This window comes from Candidatus Thioglobus autotrophicus, assembly GCF_001293165.1.
Classification (GTDB): domain Bacteria; phylum Pseudomonadota; class Gammaproteobacteria; order PS1; family Pseudothioglobaceae; genus Thioglobus_A; species Thioglobus_A autotrophicus.
Genome location: NZ_CP010552.1, coordinates 1,271,917 through 1,289,158, shown reverse-complemented (window position 1 = coordinate 1,289,158; position 17,242 = coordinate 1,271,917). Strand labels below are relative to the sequence as shown.

Below are 17,242 nucleotides of genomic sequence, written 5' to 3'. Positions count from 1 at the left end.
TCATCTTACGCCTAACTGGGATAATTTCAACCGTTAATATGTAGAAAGTTTTATTATGTGTTTTTAAGTCAACATAAAACATAATTCAGGAAAAAATAAAAAACCTAAATGATTGAAATTATTTAGCTGACTTTTTCTTGAACCTAGATAAATTTACGATCACTGGAAAAATATCAGAAACTACCAATATTGATAAAAAAATAACAGCAGACACCCTAAAAAACTAGATTTTAAGGATAAAAATTGCTGAAAAAATTAATTAATGAACTATTGAAGTCGCGCTAATGCTTTTTTCGAATCTAAAACAGACCTAACCATATCTGCCGCTTCAACTAGAGTTGTTGCTTTTTTAGTATGCCAAAGTACAAGTGAAGCACTCAATACCAAGCCATCATAAAACATGCCCTTTTCTCCAGCTAAAGCTGCCTTACCCAATTTCACCGTATATTGCGCCAAAGCTGGAATATCGCTATGCACATCCATCTCAGGTGGAAATGAAATTGCACGCATGTCTTGCTCAATGCCCAATGAGGCAGGCTCAATATCTACTCGATTTTGCTCAATATTTCCTGCATACGATACCATTAGTCCTTTTTGACGCAAAGACGGAATAACGCCGCCTTCAACACCACGCACTAAGAGGGCGCTATCCATGCCAGAAGATTTAACTAATTCTGCATAGATTGGCGGATAAGGCTTGTGCACATAACCCAAAATAGAATGTGTTTTCTTAGCGCGCAACGGGCCAATCAAAGTTTCTACTGTATTAATAACCGTACGCTTAATAACTCGATTACGCAGCCCAACCATATCATGCAAACCACTACAGTAGCTGGCTTGATCAATATAAGACCAACCAATACTTGGATCTTCTAATCGAGCTTTAGCCTCTGCTGTTGAATGATCAACACTCAGCCCTAGCGCTTCATTAATATGGCGATGCGTTAAACCAAATTTTGGCGATACACTATCCAAACCATGGATCACAGTTGGCAAGCCTAGCTCAGCTAAAACTGGTGGCAAAAAAGACGAAATAGGGATCGAACGGTTATAACCACTATAAGGGTCGCCTAAGTCTACCAACTCATCCACATCAACAGATTGCTTATCGCTCTGCGCCAAAATTCCGGCCAAAATACCAGTATTTTCATCCATAGTTTCGCGCTTCATACGTAGCGCAATTAAATAGATGGCCGATTGAACATCGTCAATTTCACCGCGCAAAATCGCCTGCATGCCGTCTCTAGCTTCTTCAAAGTCGATATTTTTACTCAAGTCTGGGCCAGTGGCCACACGCTGAATAATAGATTTCATTAATGCTTGTGAGTCGGTACTCATGATTAAACCTCGATATAAATTTCGTTATTCTCTTGCTTGACGGGGTAAGTTTGCATATTATCCACATCTTCTTCTGAGCTATCGCCAGTAGCCAAATCAAAACTATAGCCATGTAAAGAGCACTTGACTCGATTGCCTTTTAGACACCCTAGCGTGAGCTCGATATCTTCATGAGGACAGCGATTTTCAGCGCAATATAATTGGCCGTTATTCAGGGTGACAAATAACTTTTGACCTTGAATTTCAACCTCAACCATCGTACCTTCTTTGGGTGGGTGGCTAAGCGCCTTATGCCAATCAGCCATTAAAACAAACTCCAGATACTATTACTATTTAGCTCAGAAGAACATTGGTTAAGTTGGCGCTTGTAACGCTGTGCATTGTCATCGACCTTACGGGCTACTTTTTTCAGCCAAGGTTTTTTGTTGTAAGTCTTACTCTTAAAACCGCCATGACCTTCGTGATACGCCAAATATTGGTTGTAGGTATCAGATTTAGCAATACCAAAACGTTTTGACGATTGCACAATGTACCAACCCACAAAATCCGCCGCATCATCAAAATCATCGCGATCTGCACTATGATTGCCCGTTTTCAGCTGATACCATTCCCAAGTATCATCCGTTACTTGAGCAAAGCCGTAAGCCGTTGTCGGTCTAAACCATGGCACAACGCCAAAGAGTTTTTCTCTTGGCGGTTTGGCATCCGAAGCAAAATGAGATTCTTGATACATAATCGCCAAAGCCACGTGCGCTGGTGCGCCGTATTTTTTCTCCGCCGCTTTAACAGAACGATACCAACTCACCTCTTCATCCATTAACGTACAGATATTATTAACCGTTACCGCAGGCGTTGAAAGACAGCCACCTAAAGAAAGCGATAACAACATCAATAATAGAATCTTTTTCATTTAGCCCGCAACACTGGTGAAAAATACTTTGTAAATCACCGCAGCTTGGGCGATAAACAAGATAGCTAATGCAGTCTTAATAGCGCCGTTCGATGAACCTGAAGACGCCTTTGACGATCTTCCTAAACTTGCCATTTTCGAGCCATCTTCAAGTTCAACATTGGTAGCCACTAAACCCTTTTCAGACTCCTCAGCACCAAATACAACTCTTGTGCCCGCCTTTAGGCGAGATTTATTAAAGATATTTTTCTGATGAACAAAATACTTTTCATCATCATCACCGGTAATAAATCCATATCCTTTAGTACCAAACTGCGCGACAACGCCTTTTATTTTTTTAGCCATTTTTTCCTCTTAATATTTACGCAAACAATAAGTTGCTTTTTCAATAAAATCAACGTTTTCACGTTGAAACTTGGGCTCATTTTCTAGGTCATTAAAACATTGCAATAGTTGACATTCGAACCCATTCTCATACAGTGACAACACCTCCTCTTGATTCACAGCAAAAGGCGGGCCACTGATTTGTGATTGCGGATAATTTAAGGTTAATAATAACACCCGGCAACCTTTAGCTATTATAGCGTATAAATGTTGTGCATATTTCACCCTTAACCCCGTCGGTAGTGCGATTAAAGCCGCCCGATCATACACCGCCACAACTGACGCTAAATGTTTTGCGTTTAATTTAAAATAGTCACCACAATAAATACGCAACTTATCTGACTGGTAAACAACAAAATCAGGCTCTTGAAAAACCTCAAATGGAATTGAGTTTTCTGAGAAAAATTGTTCAACAGCTATCGTACTCAGCTCAACACCAATCACTTGATAACCCTGCTCTAGTAAATACAACATATCTACACTCTTACCACACAATGGAACAAATACCGTGTCAGTAGCTTTTAGTTGAAGATGGTCAATAAACTCTATTAATTTTGAGTTTGGCACCTCTCGATGCCAGCCAATTTCTCCCTCATTCCAACGTTGAATCCAATTCGTCATATACTTATTAATAATGAAATATCAAGTCAATATTTTAACTAAAAATACAAATAATAATTAACCTATGTTAACAATAGCAAAGCCTTGTCAAATAGGCGACACAGTAGTATTTTAACTTGTTAAAATTAGGTAAATTTAATCATAATTATAAGGATAAAGCATGGTGCCTGGACCATTTGAACTCGTTATTATTTTAGCAATTGTGTTATTACTTTTTGGCGGAAAACGTCTAAAAAATATTGACACCGATTTAGGTAGCATTTAAAAAATCAATGAAAGAAGAAGTAAAGACAGGAGAGTCTAAGTCTATCGCTGAAAATAAAGTCTAGTAATGATTAAAAACCTTGTCATTGCTTGCCTGTTACTATTTTTTACAGCCTCCTGTTCAGATGCCACTTTGGACGCAAGTGATACCATCAGTATTAATGGCACAATTTATAAAAAAGGCAGCTCGAAGGTGTTCACCGGGAAAGTAATCAGTAAACACAAAAATGGGCAAATTATTAGAAAGTCTAACTACAAAGACGGCAAAGAACAAGGGCAATCAATATTCTACCTACCTAATGGCAACAAAGATTTTATAGCCAACTTCGACAACGGCGTTGAGCACGGAGTTAGCACTTTTTGGCGAAAAAATGGTCACAAGAAAATTGAGATAAGCTATCAATATGGCGCCTTAAACGGACCAAAAACTTGGTTTTTTTCCAATGGTAAAAAAATGAAGCGCTACCATTACAAAAACAACCAACTAGACGGGCAATCTACCTGGTGGGATAAATCAGGAAAAATATGGGCAGAAAAAAACTTTAAAAACAATAAAGAAATAAATTAAATACTAGCGGCGTAGTTACCTATTTCACCAAGTTTTTCTTGATTTAACACTTTTAGTTTTTTATGACTACACTCAATCAAGCCTTCTTTTTTGAATTGAGATATCACACGAGAAACATGCACCTTTGTAATCCCTAAAGTATCAGCCATCGCCTCTTGGTTTAGTGGAAAAAAACAACCTTCTGACTTGTCAAGTGAACACCCAGGGACTTGCTTCTTAAGTCGCTCTGTAACATCCATTATTAGATAGGCTAGCGCTTGTCTGGCGTCTTTACGACCTAGGCTTAATAAATATTGCTGATAAGAGGAGTTACTTTTAGCAAGGTTTTCAATCAAGCGCATAGCAACAGCACTATGATTTTTCACCAAATTGTCCAAAGAGGTGTTACTCATAACACATACTTTTACATCGGAAATGGCTTGTGCAAAATACCCATTGTCTTTATTAACACCAAAGCCAATCACATCGCCAGGCAAAGCCAATTGGAATATTTGCCGAGAGCCATCTTCCAAATAAGTGCCTAAAATTACACAGCCTGAAGCAAGAATGTAGCTTGATTTTGCCTGATGCTGCTCACTGATAACATACTCACCTGGCTTACACTGCCTTTGTAAATCAATGTGTGACTCTGCTAGCACGATCTCTTCATCATCCAAATCTTTAAACAGCGAGTCCTTTCGTATGCCACATTCCATGCAGTTTACTTTATTTTTATCACTACCCCCACAAGACATGCTTTTCTCCTCAAATTTTCAATATTACTATATTATCATATAATAGGTCAACAAAACCCATAAAATTAAGATTATAGGTAAAAAAAAGGAAAAAACATAAAATTTAAAAAAAACATAAAAAAAGTCCTTACATGAGTACGGACTTATTAAGTTTTTTTAAAACTTGACGTTATTTAGCCAAATGTATCATTGGTGATATTATCAAACCATGAATAGCCATTTTGCTGCTCTCTTGCACGAGCTTTGGCATCAAACTTGCCTGGTGTTAAACCACCAGAGCCTTTAACCTTGTTAATTTTTCCATTTGCATAGTTATAAACCATCGCAACAGAAATGCCGTCGCCTGGCGCAATAACTGAGTAACAAGTGTTAACGTATGAAGGATCTGGAATTTTATCACCATTTAGCATTGCAACCACTGCTGCTGCACACACTTTGCCTTCTGAGTTGGCTGCGTAGCCAGACTTAGGTAGTGGAGACTGAATAGCTGAATCACCAATCACATGGATATTTTTGTGAATGGTTGATTCGAAAGTTTTGCCTTCAATAGGGCACCAGCCAGAATCATTAGTTAAGCCAGTAACATGAGCAATATGCCCTGCTTTTTGAGCAGGGATAATATTAATTACATCACCTTTATAGTCGTCAACTTCACCCGATAATGTCATACCAGCAACATCAACTGATTCAATCTTACCACCAGCAGAGCCTTTCACCCATTCAATCATAGAGTTGTCCGTGCCATAGCCGTAATGCTTTTTCCAGCCAGCAGTAAATAATCCAAACTTTGAGAATTTTTCCTTATCATCCAAAACTAAAATTTTAGCTGTAGGGTTGTTATGCTTCAAGTAATGAGCAATTTGTGCGGTACGCTCATAAGGCCCTGGAGGACAACGGAATGGATTAGGTGGCGCAGAAATGATGACTGTTCCACCCTTTCTCATTGATTGGATTTGATCACGCAATAAAGCTGTCTGTGGACCCGCTTTCCAAGCATGTGTAATCTTGGTATTTGCCACACTTTCATCATAGCCATCAATTTTGTCGTATCTGAAAGAGACACCAGGAGAGACGATACAACGATCATAATTAAAGCTACGACCGCTTGCTGTCTTAACGCGTCTTCCGCTTGCATCAATATCAATAACTTTGTCAATTACTACGTTAACGCCATGACCCTTAAGACCGTCATAGCCAAACTTAATTGAATCCATGGTGCGCTCACCACTTAATACTTCATTACTGCCAAAGCAGGTAAAGTAATTTTCGTTTGCTTCAATTAACGTAACTTCAACAGACTTATCCATCATACGAATGTATTTTGCGGCAACTGCACCACCCATACCACCACCAATCACAACCACTTTCTTGCTAGAGCCGCCAATTGCAAATGGCGCATATGTTGCTGCAGTTGCAGCTGTCGCACCCAGACCTAATGTCTTTAAAAAACTTCTTCTATTTTGTTTACTCATCAGTATTCTCCTCTATTGACCACTTGTGTAGTAATTGACAAGCTTATCGAATGCATCCGAATCTTTCTTCATCATTCTCTTCATTTTTTTAGCCATTTTCTTTTCCATGTCGCGCGATCCATCATGGAAATCAGCCAATGAATATTGCATAAATAGCTTAGCATTACCCGATAATTGACCTGCATCATCATCTGCTACAGTACCGCCTTCAGTATGACACTTATCACAATATTTCTCGTGTAACGCCTGCCCTGCATTGGCTTTGGCTGCATCGAAAGATTGGTTAGTGTTTTTGTGTACCTCTTGCTCAGCAAAAAAACCTGCCATATTTTCAATATCTTCTTCAGAATAACCTTTAGCGATTCTACCCATAATGGTAGAAGCTTTATCACCTGACTTATATGCATTCATTGTTTCTACCATGTAGGTTTCAGATAAACCTGCGATAGATGGAATAGCATTACCTGTACTGGCACCATTGGTACCATGACAACCTGCACATGTGTAGCCTAAAGCTTGGCCAGATGGCGCAGCTTGGGCATACGAACCTAACGCCAATGTGGCAACTAGTAGTGTAGATTTAATGATTGTATCTTTCATCATAAAACTCCATGTTGTTTATATTAAATTAACCCCTACTACTAACCAGCAGAGCCCCCTCACTTAAATAATAAAAAAACAGTATAGACTTGCTTAACAAATTTATTATTAGGTTTAATTCTATAAGGTTGTTTAATGTAAACAAATAACATAGGTTATTTCGTTAGAAATAAATTTGACCTATAATATTTTTTCAAGCTTCCTTTCTTTTAAACCCTCTCTCCCATAGTGATATAAAAAACTAAGGAAGCCCCTAACAACCAACCTTATAAATCCTTGAAAACAAATATAACGGCAAAACTTTTATTACTCATTACTGGTATTTATTTTTCAAATACTACATGGGCTAATACGGTTATCAGTACGTCTGTTGACAACACCTATGAAGATATTCGCAGTAATCTGATTGATGGCATTGAACAAAGAGCGCTTAATATCTCTAAAATATATCATGCGAGTGACATGTTGAATCGCACCAAAGACAGTATATCGAATGCAAAAGAAATTTATCACCAGGCAGAAATTATTGAATTTTGCTCTGCCAGCATATCTCATCAATTGGTACTGGCTAATCATTTAAATATTTCAGCTTGTCCTTTTAAAATTGCGCTATACACACTAAGTAACAATTCTAAGCAAACTCATCTGGTGTATACAAAGCTAAAGCCACTAGATCAACAATCAGAAGCGCCCACTATTAAAGCTAATAAGCTCATTCAATCTTTAATAGAGAATGTCACTTGGTAGGGGTTTTACTCCTCAACCTCGGTTCCACCTAAATGTGAATAATATTTTGCCAACGCTTGTATCTCAACATCTGATAACTTCCTAATAATGCTTTGCACAGCGCCGCCTGGATCATTGTTTCGAGACCCGTCTGCAAAATACTCCATAGTAGAAAGTAAATAACCAAACTGCTGACCTGCCAACACTGGCGTTGATCCAATTGAAGTTTTTCCATCTTTTCCATGACACAAATCACACGGCGGAATACCGCGATTGGTGTCACCTTTATTTATTAGTGCAGGTGTTTTAATTGCCTCCCTTAGAGTAGGATTTTGTTCAGGTAACAATTGAGATTCATACCAAGCGCCAACATCGAGCATTTGCTTATTGTTTAACTTTTTAGCACGCTTGTACATATTCTTATCTTTGCGAGCCTTGCTCTTGTAATCTTTTAACTGCTTAACGATATAGTTAACACTTTGTGATGCCAAATGAGGCGTATCAGTATCATCACTAATGCCAAACTCCCCATGGCATCGATCGCATGACTTAGCGGCAATAATTTGCCCATTAACAGGATCAGATGCCTGCACTTGGAATGTGAGTGTTAAAAATAATGCAGTTATTTTTAGTGAGGTTTTGTTATTCATATTCAACTCCTATCTCAGCCAAGGCATCATGATATTTTCAGGTTTGGTAAATTTATTAATATCGTAACGCATACCTGACATCGATCCATTCATAATTGACATATCGTTACTCATTTGAGCCATTGATCCATTCATGTTTTTAATATTGTCATTCATTTGTGCAATTTGACCACCCATCTTATGCATATCATTACCCATTGAGGCCATCGATCTTGTCATAACATTCATATCTTTAGCAACATTTGAAAAATCATCACCCATTTTCTTTTGGCCTTCCACCATGCTTTGAGCCATTTGCATCATGTTTCCAGCCATGCCATTCATGTTCCTTGCCATAGAGTGGACGTCTTGAGTCATTTGCCCAACAGATTTTGTCATGTTAGTCATATCATGGCCCATGTTGTACATAAAAGACCCCATGCCATAAGCACCAACACCTCCACCTAGAATAATGCCAATTTTAATAATGGTATTCATGCTACTCCCCCTTTTTTTTATATTCATCCAGATACTAATAAACCCTTACCAATATTAATCAGTAAGGGTTTATTAGTAAACATAATTTAACTGGTTATTTAACTTTGGTTGTGGATGAATTTTTTTCACCAGTATTACTCACCCATGACAAGGTAATTTCATCACCTTTAGCGCCATTTAATTTAACAAATAAGTACGGATTTGCAGATACTGTAGAGTTAGGAGATAGTCTTAACATCTCTTTACCATTTTTTAAAATCGTGATGTGATTAATGTATTCTTCAGCAACAATATTTCCCGCCTTGTCTTTTCTTCGTCCAGTTTCCATTGGGTGTGTAATTTTATATTTAACCTCAATAAGGCCGCTTTTCATTTTTGCTCTTGCTTTAATTTTTTTTGCCATGATAAATTCTCCTTAATTAGATTAACAGCCACCTTTGGTAACTTTAGTAATGCCATTAGCCGTTACAAAGCCGTTTGCAGTATGCGCAATGGCCGTAACTTTAGTAGGCTTGCCCATCTTCACTCTGAAACTGGCAAAAGCAGCAACATCTGCAGATTCAAAATCTACACGCATAGCCACCGGCTTAAGATTTTCATGAACAATCAAAAAAACACTTTTAACACCTGTTAATGCAGTTGCATCAACTGTTACTGGGACTTGTGATCCATTCTCAGCCAACTTTGGGGTTTTAAGCTTTAAATCAGCTGAGGCTGTGTGCTTTCCACCGGTAATTTTACTGATTGCATCATCGGCTTTTAAATTACCCATGAAGTTGGCAATTGCACTTAACGGCAATATTCCAGATAGCGCAACTGCACCACCCATTAACATTTTTATAGCAGCTCTTCTATTCATTTTATTTTCTCCTTTTATAAAATATATTTAATTTAATTGTATGGCGCTCTTTGGGCAAACTGAAACACACTCACCACAACCATTACAATGGCTGGTGTCCATTGCGATTTGTGGCACACCTCCCATTTGCAGGCTAAATTCAATAGCTCCGTGCTCGCACACCTCAGAGCATGACTGGCAAACCACGCCAATTTTAGACAGACAACTGTCTTTAATATTGGCCGTCAAATTCCAAGGTGCATCGACCTTACTAAAAGCGTCATACTGACAAGATGTCACACATTTTTTGCAAAAGCTACAGCCACCTTTACTAAAATCAATCACTGGAAACTTTCCAGATCCTGTTGTGATAATCTTCTCAGGACATGCGTCTATACAAGCACCACACCGATTACACAAATCTGTAAACAAAGCCTCGTCCTTAGCCCATGGCGGCCTAACAACAGATTTCTTATTTGAGCCCCACCCCCCTCGCAGGAGTTGGGCTCTGGTCATGACACTCACTCAAATGCTACTCATCTAAGTTAACAAAGTTACTGTCAACTAAAGGATCTAACTTAGCCTGAGGAACATGACACTGTAGGCAAAAATAGCGTCTTGGCGACATTTCAGGTAAGCGTGTTTCATCACGAGTAAAGAAGTGTGTGCTTGACATTTTTGGTGAATCTTCTTCTTTATAATTCTCATCACTATGGCAACTCAAACATTTATTCTTTTTAAGATTTATTGTCATGCCATCCGTTTTGTGTGGAATTAGTGGCGGCTGATCATCATAATTTCTTTCAAACTCAACATTTTTCTTAATCCACTTAATTTTATCTGGTGCAATTGACAAATCATCCAGTACATGAGTACCACGAAGAGAAGCAACGTCAACAACATCGGCTGCTGAACTAGCCACATCAGTGACTGTATCAACCACCACCTCTGTAGCATCTTTAACCGAATCTACCGTATCAGTTGCAACCTCTTTAACCTCTTCAGCCACCTCTTTAATATTTTCAATGACTGTTGAAAATGGATTATTCCAGTTATGGCCACTGCCAAAGAAATTAGCCTGAGATCCTAGTGTAAAAACTGATGCAATTGTTAGTGCTAATATTTTAGTTTTCATGCTCATCTCCTCCTATACCTTAACAATTTTAACGGGCGTCTTTTTGTAGTCCGTTTCTTTAGAAAGTGGATCAGTCGCATCCAGTATTAGTTTATTAACTAAGCGCGATGCATCGAACCACGGTACAAATACCAAACCCTTAGGTGGCTTGTTACGGCCTTTGGTTTCAATCATGGCAACAATTTCACCACGTGAAGAAACAACTTTAGCGTTTTTACCACGTCTTAAACCACGTGATTTAGCATCATCTGGATGCATGTAAATGACCGCATCTGGCACTGCGCGATACAACTCCGGTACACGTCTTGTCATGGAGCCTGAATGCCAGTGCTCAAGTACACGTCCGGTTGACATCCATAAGTCAAATTCTTCATCTGGCACTTCTGCAGGTGGCTCGTATGGTGCGGTAATAATATTGGCCTTGCCATCTTTATTCCCATAAAAACTAACATCTTCACCAGATTTAACATATGGATCATAGCCTTCACGGTAACGCCATAGCGTTTCTTTGCCGTTGACCACTGGCCAGCGCAAACCTCTAGCCTTGTGATACACATCGAAGTCTGCCTGCTCATGGCCTTTTTTAGGCCCTTCAAGCTGGAACCTGCGATACTCTTCAAACAATCCTTTTTGAATGTAGTAGCCAAAATCATCCATTTCATTGTTATCGTATTTGTTACCACGATCATCGGTAATATCTTGCTTATCAAATTTATCAACTTGACCATTGGCAAACAGTACATCGTATAAATTTTTACCTTTATATTCTGGGTTTTTAGCTAGCAACTCATCTGTCCAAGCGTCGTCCGTTGTAAATCTCTTGGAGAATTCAACCAACTGCCATAAATCAGATTTTGCTTTACCTGGTGCCTGAACTTGCTGGCGCCAGAATTGTGTGCGTCTTTCAGCATTACCGTATGCACCTTCTTTTTCTGCCCACATTGCTGTTGGCAAAATAAGATCAGCCGCTTGTGCGGATACTGTTGGATACGGGTCTGACACTACAACAAAGTTATCTGGATTTCTCCAACCAGGTAGCATTTCATCGTTGATATTAGGGCCGGCTTGCATGTTGTTATTACACATTACCCAGTAAACATTCAACTTGCCATCTTTAAGCGCTCTACTTTGTGCAACCGCGTGCAAGCCTTTCTTACCAGGAATTGTGCCTTCTGGCAGCTTCCAAATTTTCTCAGCAAAATCACGGTGTGATTTTTTCATGATGACATAATCTGCAGGTAGACGGTGAGCAAATGTACCTACCTCACGAGCAGTACCACAAGCTGAAGGTTGGCCAGTTAGTGAGAATGGACCATTGCCAGGCTCAGAAATCTTACCGGTTAATAGGTGTACGTTGTACATTAGACCATTTACCCAAACACCACGAGTATGCTGGTTAAAGCCCATTGTCCATAGTGATACGATTTTTTTATCTGGATCAGCATAAAGCTTAGCCAAACGCTCTAATTTTTCTGCTGGAACACCTGAAATCTCAACTGCTTTTTCTAAAGTATAAGGCTTAAGTGATTCTTTGTACTCTTCCCAACTAATTTTAGTCAGTTTGCCTTTATTAGGATTTTTAGCATTTTTTTGCAGTGGGTGTTCATTTCTCAATCCATAACCAATATCAGTTGGAGTTTTGTTGAAATTAACATGCTTTCTTAAAAAATCTTTGTTATAAGCCTTATTTTCAACAATGTAATTTGCAATGTAGTTAAGAATCGCTAAATCTGACTGCGGATTCATGATCATGCCATTATCTGCTAACTCAAATGAACGATGCTCGTATGTTGACAACACATGAACCTCTGAGTCTTTCTTGGTGAGGCGAGTATCAGAAATACGAGACCATAAAATTGGATGCATCTCTGCCATATTCGAACCCCAAAGCACAAATGCATCGCCATGCTCGAAGTCATCATAACAACCCATTGGCTCATCCGAACCAAAGGCGCGAATAAAAGCGCCCACTGCTGATGCCATACAATGACGAGCATTAGGATCGATATTATTTGATCTAAAGCCAGCTTTGAATAATTTACTTGCTGCGTAACCCTCCCAAACAGTCCACTGTCCTGAGCCAAACATACCAACACGAGAGGTTAGCTTGTCAGCAGGCTTACCTTTATTTTCTTCTTTAGATACATTAAGGGCGGTCTTCCATTTTTCTTCCATGATGTCAAATGCTTCATCCCAAGATACTGGAGTGAAATCACCATTTTTATCATATTTACCATTTTTCTTACGAAGAAGAGGCTGAGTAAGTCGATCCTTACCATACATAATTTTTGATAAGAAATAACCCTTAACACAGTTAAGACCTTTATTTACTGGTGCATCTGGATCACCCTGTGAGGCCACCATTTTGCCATTTTTAGTACCTACTAAAACGGAACAACCAGTGCCACAAAAACGACAGGGAATTTTATCCCACTTAATACCGTCAACACTTTCGTTGTAATTTGATAAGGCAATACCTGGCAAGGTTACGCCAGCTGTTGCAGCTGTTGCGCTAATTGCACTATTTTTAATGAACTCTCTTCTTGTGATGGCCATCTCTTCTCCTCGTAAATTTTATTGAAATAAATTAGCTATTAAAATGAACTAACAACTTTAAACGCTTCAACGTTTTATTTCATTAACATAGGTTGTTTTGTACTAATTTCTCTTTATTCGAGAGGAGTAACTAAAGACTTTTGGCTCACAAATATCAATACATCTGCCGCAATTTGTACAATTACTATCCAGTACAATGGGAGATTTTGTACCCTTTAATGCCGGGTTAATAACTTGTGATTCAGGGCAGACGATAAAGCATTCCAAGCAATCTGTGCACGCATCTCTACGGGATGCATTTACCCTTAGTATTGAAAATTTACCCAATAGTGAATAAAAAGCTCCCATTGGACATATCCGCGAGCACCAGCCATTTTTAACCACAAACACATCAAATAAAAACAACAATACAATTAAAAACCAGCCAAAACTCATGCCAAAAATAATACCGCGGTGCAGCATCGAAACCGGGTTTATCAACTCCCAAACAATGGATCCGGTTATTAAGGATACAAGCATAATAGTGGCCAATAGCCAATAGCGCGTTTTTCTGGAAACGCCGCCACTATTGGTCTTAATGCCAAGTCTACATCTAAGCCAGGATGCCGAGTCCGTTATGATATTTACCGGGCACACCCAAGAGCAAAAAACTCGCCCACCAATTAATAAATAAAACACCAAAATAATCAAGGCACCAATGAGCGCATCAGTGGCGATTGAATGCCCTGCAAATACAGATTGTAATAAAACAAAGGGATCGGTTAGTGGCAGTGTATCCAAAGTAAGGCTCGAAGAAAGGTTGCCTTTGACAATCCAAATGCCAAACCATGGGCCTAATAAAAATAACCCCAAAATAGACAATTGCGATAGGCGGCGAAGGATTAGATATTTGTGACTACTTAGCCATCCTCTTGAGACTTTGGCATCTTTACCCACTACCTTGCAAATATTAACTTTCTTCATTTTTTCTTAATATCAAACAACGGGTTAAGATTGTTCAAGGCATCCAGTGCATTATCTAAAGAAGTATTGACATCTGTCAAACCTTCGCCTTGCAAGTCATATTTTTTACCTTTAGGAAGATTGTATTGATGCTCAATATCTGGGGACACCAGAGATCCACCAGATTTTTGCTTTTCCTCCCAGCCAATTTTGTAATGCGCTTGACGCTTACCCATGGCTAAATGAGTCGGCAATACTTTGATAACTGCTTCTTCCATAATACAAGCCTCTTCACACTTTCCGCAACCGGTGCAATGCTCATAATTAACCATTGGAACAAAGAGCGCATGCTTACCACTGCGGTCATTATGTCGCATTTCTACAGTGATCGCTTTACCCTGAAGTGGGCAAATATTAAAACACACCTCGCATCTTAACCCTTGATAAGCAATACAGCCTTTGGTGTCGACAATGCGTGCAAGCCCCATTTTTGCATCATTAATATCCGTTAGACTTTTATCCAATGCACCTGTTGGGCAAGCCTTAACGCAAGGAATATCGTCGCACATCTCGCATCCTGCTTTACGCGCAGTAAAGAAAGGAGTGCCAATTGCTATATTGTCTTTTTCAGTTGCTAACGATAAGGTTGGAAATGGGCAATCATTGACACACAACCCGCAACGAATACAAGCTGAAATAAACTCTTTTTCTTTTAAGGCGCCAGGCGGGCGTATGGCAGTTGCTGGAATTGCATACGCATATTTTGAATAACTGATGAGCCCGGTTGCAATCAGGGCTGATGTGGTGGCTAATTTTGCAGAATTTATGAAAAACTCTCGACGAGAAATAGCCATACCGCCCAAGCCTACACTTCTTCTGAGTGTTGGTAAGTTAATACAGTAGAAATTACATAAGGTATATCGTTAAAACTGCCCATGGTATCCATAATTTGTTTTCTACCTTGGAGCTCAATGGTGACTAGTAATCGTGAATCTTGTGTTGTATGATGCACTTCGACGCCTTCTATTATGCTGAGCGCATTTTTTACCTCTTCTTCCTTACCTTTACTTGTGTGCACTAAAACACCACAAATATCAATACTATCCTTAGTCTGCTCCATTGTTAAGACCACCCAATACCAATTTTAAATATAGACTGACATTATAAAAAAGACACCCCAAATTAACAACAACATAGATTGTTTTTAGTTAATTCACGGTATTGGAATGGCAAAGAAGGTGTGCCTCCTGTTAGCTACTATATTGGGAGAATGATATACAGAAGGCACAATTGCATTCTAATAAAATTCCCTTTAATTTCAATAATATAGGTTAATTTTTTATAATTTTTAACGTTTTTCTTGACCTATGTTATCTTAATAAAAAATAGTTTTATTTTGATAACCTAAGTTGTTTTTATATTTTTTTAAATAAGTTAAGATTGCATGGAAAACCACTATTTTGTTATAAAAATCTACAGGAGAAATGCAATGAAAGCAATTATAAAAAGTTTAATTTTCTTTTTATCTTTGATGTTTTTAAGTAGCTCGGCGTTTTCGTCAGTTACTGAGCCGCCCGCTCAAATGTCAGAGACTAGTAAGCAATGTGCCACTTGCCATAAAAAGAACAATAACGGCATCGTCCAGCAATGGGGGGACAGCAAACATCATCGTGCTAAAGTAGGCTGTTACGAATGTCACGCTGCTGATCCTGGAGATAAAGATGCTTTCTTGCATGGTAAGAAAGGCGATAAAAAACTAATCTCCATTATCGTATCCCCACGTGATTGTGCAAATTGCCACGCTCACGAAGTTAAACAAACTGAAGATTCACACCATGCTAAAGCAGGTCGAATTCTAGGATCGCTAGATAATTTATTAGCAGAGGTTGTGGAGGGTAATAGTGGCTTTGTAACAGAAGGATTCCCTGATGGTAATTCTGCTGCTGCCGTTAATGGCTGTTGGCAGTGTCACGGTTCACAGGTAAAGGTGCTAGAAGATGGTGCGCTAGATCCTGCAACATGGCCAAACACAGGTATTGGTAGAATCAACCCTGATGGCTCAGAAGGCGCTTGCACAGCTTGTCATTCTCGTCATAGCTTCTCGGTAGAGCAAGCACGTGCACCTGAAACCTGTGGTAAGTGTCATATGGGCCCTGATCATCCACATATCGAAATCTACAATGAGTCTAAGCATGGTATTCAATATGCTTCTCAAAAAGGTCAATTAGGTATGGATAAGTCCAAGTGGGTTCCTGGTGAAGATTACTACACCGCCCCAACTTGCTCAACTTGTCATATGGGTGCGACTAAAGATCAAGATGTGACACATGATGTAGGTATGCGCATCTCTTGGAACAATCGCCCACCAGTATCTATTCGTCCTGAAGTGTCTGATAAGAAAATGGGTCTACCTGGTCAACACGTCGATTGGGAAACTCGTCGAGACAACATGCAAGATGTTTGTTCCGCTTGTCACTCAGAAGACTATATTGAAAACTTCTATGCACAATATGATGGATTGGTTAACTTGTACAATGAAAAGTTTGCCAAGCCTGGTATTAAGTTAATGAAGGCCGCTAAACCATTGATGAAGCCAGTTAAATTCTCTAATAAGATTGACTTTATTTGGTTTGAAATCTGGCATCACGAAGGTCGTCGAGCTCGTCATGGTGCTGCAATGATGGGTCCTGATATCACTCATTGGCATGGTACTTATGAAGTTGCTAAGCATTTCTATGCTAAGTTCATTCCAGAATTAGAGTACCTAGTTGAAAAAGGTATGCGCTCTACATCTGAGAAGAAACAAGCATCTGCTGCGCTTTTACAGGCAACCATTGATGAAGTGCTCAACTCGGATAACCATAAATGGTACCTGGGCAAGATGAGCGCCAAACAGCAGGAGATTCGCAAGAAGGCGACTGCAGACTTTAAGGCTCAATTTGAAAAATAACAAGGCCTCATAAGTTTTAACTTAAATACCCCTGACAAGGCAACTTGACAGGGGTATTTTTTTACTATTTTTTATAT

At 39.1% G+C, this 17,242-nt stretch carries 22 protein-coding genes; 4 read left to right on the top strand and 18 right to left on the bottom strand.

Translation table 11 applies throughout. The annotated features are described in order from the left end of the window. Positions 1 to 267: 267 nt before the first annotated feature. Genes SP60_RS06985 through SP60_RS06965 form a run of 5 tightly spaced genes read right to left on the bottom strand, consistent with a single transcriptional unit; the run spans position 268 to position 3,253 of the window. Positions 268 to 1,338 carry an anthranilate phosphoribosyltransferase gene (locus SP60_RS06985; protein ID WP_053951942.1) on the bottom strand — a complete coding sequence of 357 codons (1,071 nt, stop codon included), beginning with the start codon at positions 1,336 to 1,338 and terminating at the stop codon, positions 268 to 270. Between the two features lie 2 nt (positions 1,339 to 1,340). Next, positions 1,341 to 1,643: a Rieske (2Fe-2S) protein gene (locus tag SP60_RS06980; RefSeq protein WP_082319660.1), complete on the bottom strand. Its 303-nt coding sequence runs from the start codon at positions 1,641 to 1,643 to the stop codon at positions 1,341 to 1,343. After that, entirely contained in the window at positions 1,643 to 2,248 is a 606-nt protein-coding gene (locus SP60_RS06975) for a transglycosylase SLT domain-containing protein (RefSeq protein WP_053951940.1), read from the bottom strand. The genes SP60_RS06980 and SP60_RS06975 overlap by 1 nt, the downstream gene beginning before the upstream one ends. Then, positions 2,249 to 2,593 (bottom strand): cold-shock protein, encoded by a 345-nt coding sequence (locus SP60_RS06970; protein ID WP_053951939.1) that lies wholly within the window; start codon positions 2,591 to 2,593, stop codon positions 2,249 to 2,251. 9 nt (positions 2,594 to 2,602) lie between these two features. Further along, positions 2,603 to 3,253, bottom strand: a complete 651-nt coding sequence (locus SP60_RS06965; protein ID WP_053951938.1) for a thiopurine S-methyltransferase — start codon at positions 3,251 to 3,253, stop codon at positions 2,603 to 2,605. A 160-nt stretch (positions 3,254 to 3,413) separates the two neighbouring features. Between SP60_RS06965 and SP60_RS08520 the strand changes: the two genes are divergently transcribed. Further along, the gene (locus tag SP60_RS08520) at positions 3,414 to 3,518 is read left to right on the top strand and encodes a twin-arginine translocase TatA/TatE family subunit (protein WP_144418607.1); all 105 of its coding nucleotides are present in this window, start codon (positions 3,414 to 3,416) and stop codon (positions 3,516 to 3,518) included. Between the two features lie 66 nt (positions 3,519 to 3,584). Further along, positions 3,585 to 4,085: a toxin-antitoxin system YwqK family antitoxin gene (locus SP60_RS06960; RefSeq protein WP_053951937.1), complete on the top strand. Its 501-nt coding sequence runs from the start codon at positions 3,585 to 3,587 to the stop codon at positions 4,083 to 4,085. Here SP60_RS06960 and SP60_RS06955 read toward each other — a convergent pair. From SP60_RS06955 to SP60_RS06945, 3 genes are all read right to left on the bottom strand, one after another. Continuing rightward, the gene (locus tag SP60_RS06955; RefSeq protein WP_053951936.1) at positions 4,082 to 4,819 is read right to left on the bottom strand and encodes a Crp/Fnr family transcriptional regulator; all 738 of its coding nucleotides are present in this window, start codon (positions 4,817 to 4,819) and stop codon (positions 4,082 to 4,084) included. The two genes, SP60_RS06960 and SP60_RS06955, sit on opposite strands and share 4 nt — an antisense overlap. A gap of 173 nt (positions 4,820 to 4,992) precedes the next feature. Then, positions 4,993 to 6,291 carry an NAD(P)/FAD-dependent oxidoreductase gene (locus SP60_RS06950; RefSeq protein ID WP_053951935.1) on the bottom strand — a complete coding sequence of 433 codons (1,299 nt, stop codon included), beginning with the start codon at positions 6,289 to 6,291 and terminating at the stop codon, positions 4,993 to 4,995. 12 nt (positions 6,292 to 6,303) lie between these two features. Next, positions 6,304 to 6,894: a c-type cytochrome gene (locus tag SP60_RS06945; protein WP_233487252.1), complete on the bottom strand. Its 591-nt coding sequence runs from the start codon at positions 6,892 to 6,894 to the stop codon at positions 6,304 to 6,306. Between the two features lie 273 nt (positions 6,895 to 7,167). On the opposite strand from SP60_RS06945, the gene SP60_RS06940 reads away from it, so the two are divergent. Then, positions 7,168 to 7,638: a DUF302 domain-containing protein gene (locus tag SP60_RS06940; RefSeq protein ID WP_053951934.1), complete on the top strand. Its 471-nt coding sequence runs from the start codon at positions 7,168 to 7,170 to the stop codon at positions 7,636 to 7,638. 5 nt (positions 7,639 to 7,643) lie between these two features. On the opposite strand, the gene SP60_RS06935 is transcribed toward SP60_RS06940, so the two are convergent. The 10 genes from SP60_RS06935 to SP60_RS06890 all read right to left on the bottom strand — a co-directional run bounded on the left by SP60_RS06935 (position 7,644) and on the right by SP60_RS06890 (position 15,335). After that, a complete protein-coding gene (locus SP60_RS06935) occupies positions 7,644 to 8,267 on the bottom strand; it encodes a c-type cytochrome (protein WP_053951933.1) in 624 nt (207 codons plus the stop codon). 9 nt (positions 8,268 to 8,276) lie between these two features. After that, a complete protein-coding gene (locus tag SP60_RS06930; protein WP_053951932.1) occupies positions 8,277 to 8,744 on the bottom strand; it encodes a hypothetical protein in 468 nt (155 codons plus the stop codon). A 94-nt stretch (positions 8,745 to 8,838) separates the two neighbouring features. Then, the gene (soxZ, locus tag SP60_RS06925; protein ID WP_053951931.1) at positions 8,839 to 9,147 is read right to left on the bottom strand and encodes a thiosulfate oxidation carrier complex protein SoxZ; all 309 of its coding nucleotides are present in this window, start codon (positions 9,145 to 9,147) and stop codon (positions 8,839 to 8,841) included. A 21-nt stretch (positions 9,148 to 9,168) separates the two neighbouring features. Then, entirely contained in the window at positions 9,169 to 9,603 is a 435-nt protein-coding gene (locus SP60_RS06920) for a thiosulfate oxidation carrier protein SoxY (protein WP_053951930.1), read from the bottom strand. Positions 9,604 to 9,630: 27 nt separating this feature from the next. Then, a complete protein-coding gene (napF, locus tag SP60_RS06915; RefSeq protein ID WP_053951929.1) occupies positions 9,631 to 10,098 on the bottom strand; it encodes a ferredoxin-type protein NapF in 468 nt (155 codons plus the stop codon). A 16-nt stretch (positions 10,099 to 10,114) separates the two neighbouring features. Beyond that, positions 10,115 to 10,717: a nitrate reductase cytochrome c-type subunit gene (locus SP60_RS06910; protein ID WP_053951928.1), complete on the bottom strand. Its 603-nt coding sequence runs from the start codon at positions 10,715 to 10,717 to the stop codon at positions 10,115 to 10,117. A gap of 12 nt (positions 10,718 to 10,729) precedes the next feature. Next, positions 10,730 to 13,273, bottom strand: coding sequence for a nitrate reductase catalytic subunit NapA (gene napA / locus SP60_RS06905; RefSeq protein WP_053951927.1), 2,544 nt, complete (start codon positions 13,271 to 13,273; stop codon positions 10,730 to 10,732). A gap of 102 nt (positions 13,274 to 13,375) precedes the next feature. After that, the gene (gene napH / locus SP60_RS06900; protein ID WP_053951926.1) at positions 13,376 to 14,236 is read right to left on the bottom strand and encodes a quinol dehydrogenase ferredoxin subunit NapH; all 861 of its coding nucleotides are present in this window, start codon (positions 14,234 to 14,236) and stop codon (positions 13,376 to 13,378) included. Next, on the bottom strand, positions 14,233 to 15,069 hold the full coding sequence (gene napG, locus SP60_RS06895) for a ferredoxin-type protein NapG (protein WP_082319684.1): 837 nt from the start codon (positions 15,067 to 15,069) through the stop codon (positions 14,233 to 14,235). The genes napH and napG overlap by 4 nt, the downstream gene beginning before the upstream one ends. A gap of 11 nt (positions 15,070 to 15,080) precedes the next feature. After that, positions 15,081 to 15,335: a chaperone NapD gene (locus SP60_RS06890; RefSeq protein ID WP_053951925.1), complete on the bottom strand. Its 255-nt coding sequence runs from the start codon at positions 15,333 to 15,335 to the stop codon at positions 15,081 to 15,083. Between the two features lie 369 nt (positions 15,336 to 15,704). On the opposite strand from SP60_RS06890, the gene SP60_RS06885 reads away from it, so the two are divergent. Next, a complete protein-coding gene (locus SP60_RS06885; protein ID WP_144418605.1) occupies positions 15,705 to 17,165 on the top strand; it encodes a multiheme c-type cytochrome in 1,461 nt (486 codons plus the stop codon). The last annotated feature ends 77 nt before the right edge of the window (positions 17,166 to 17,242 follow it).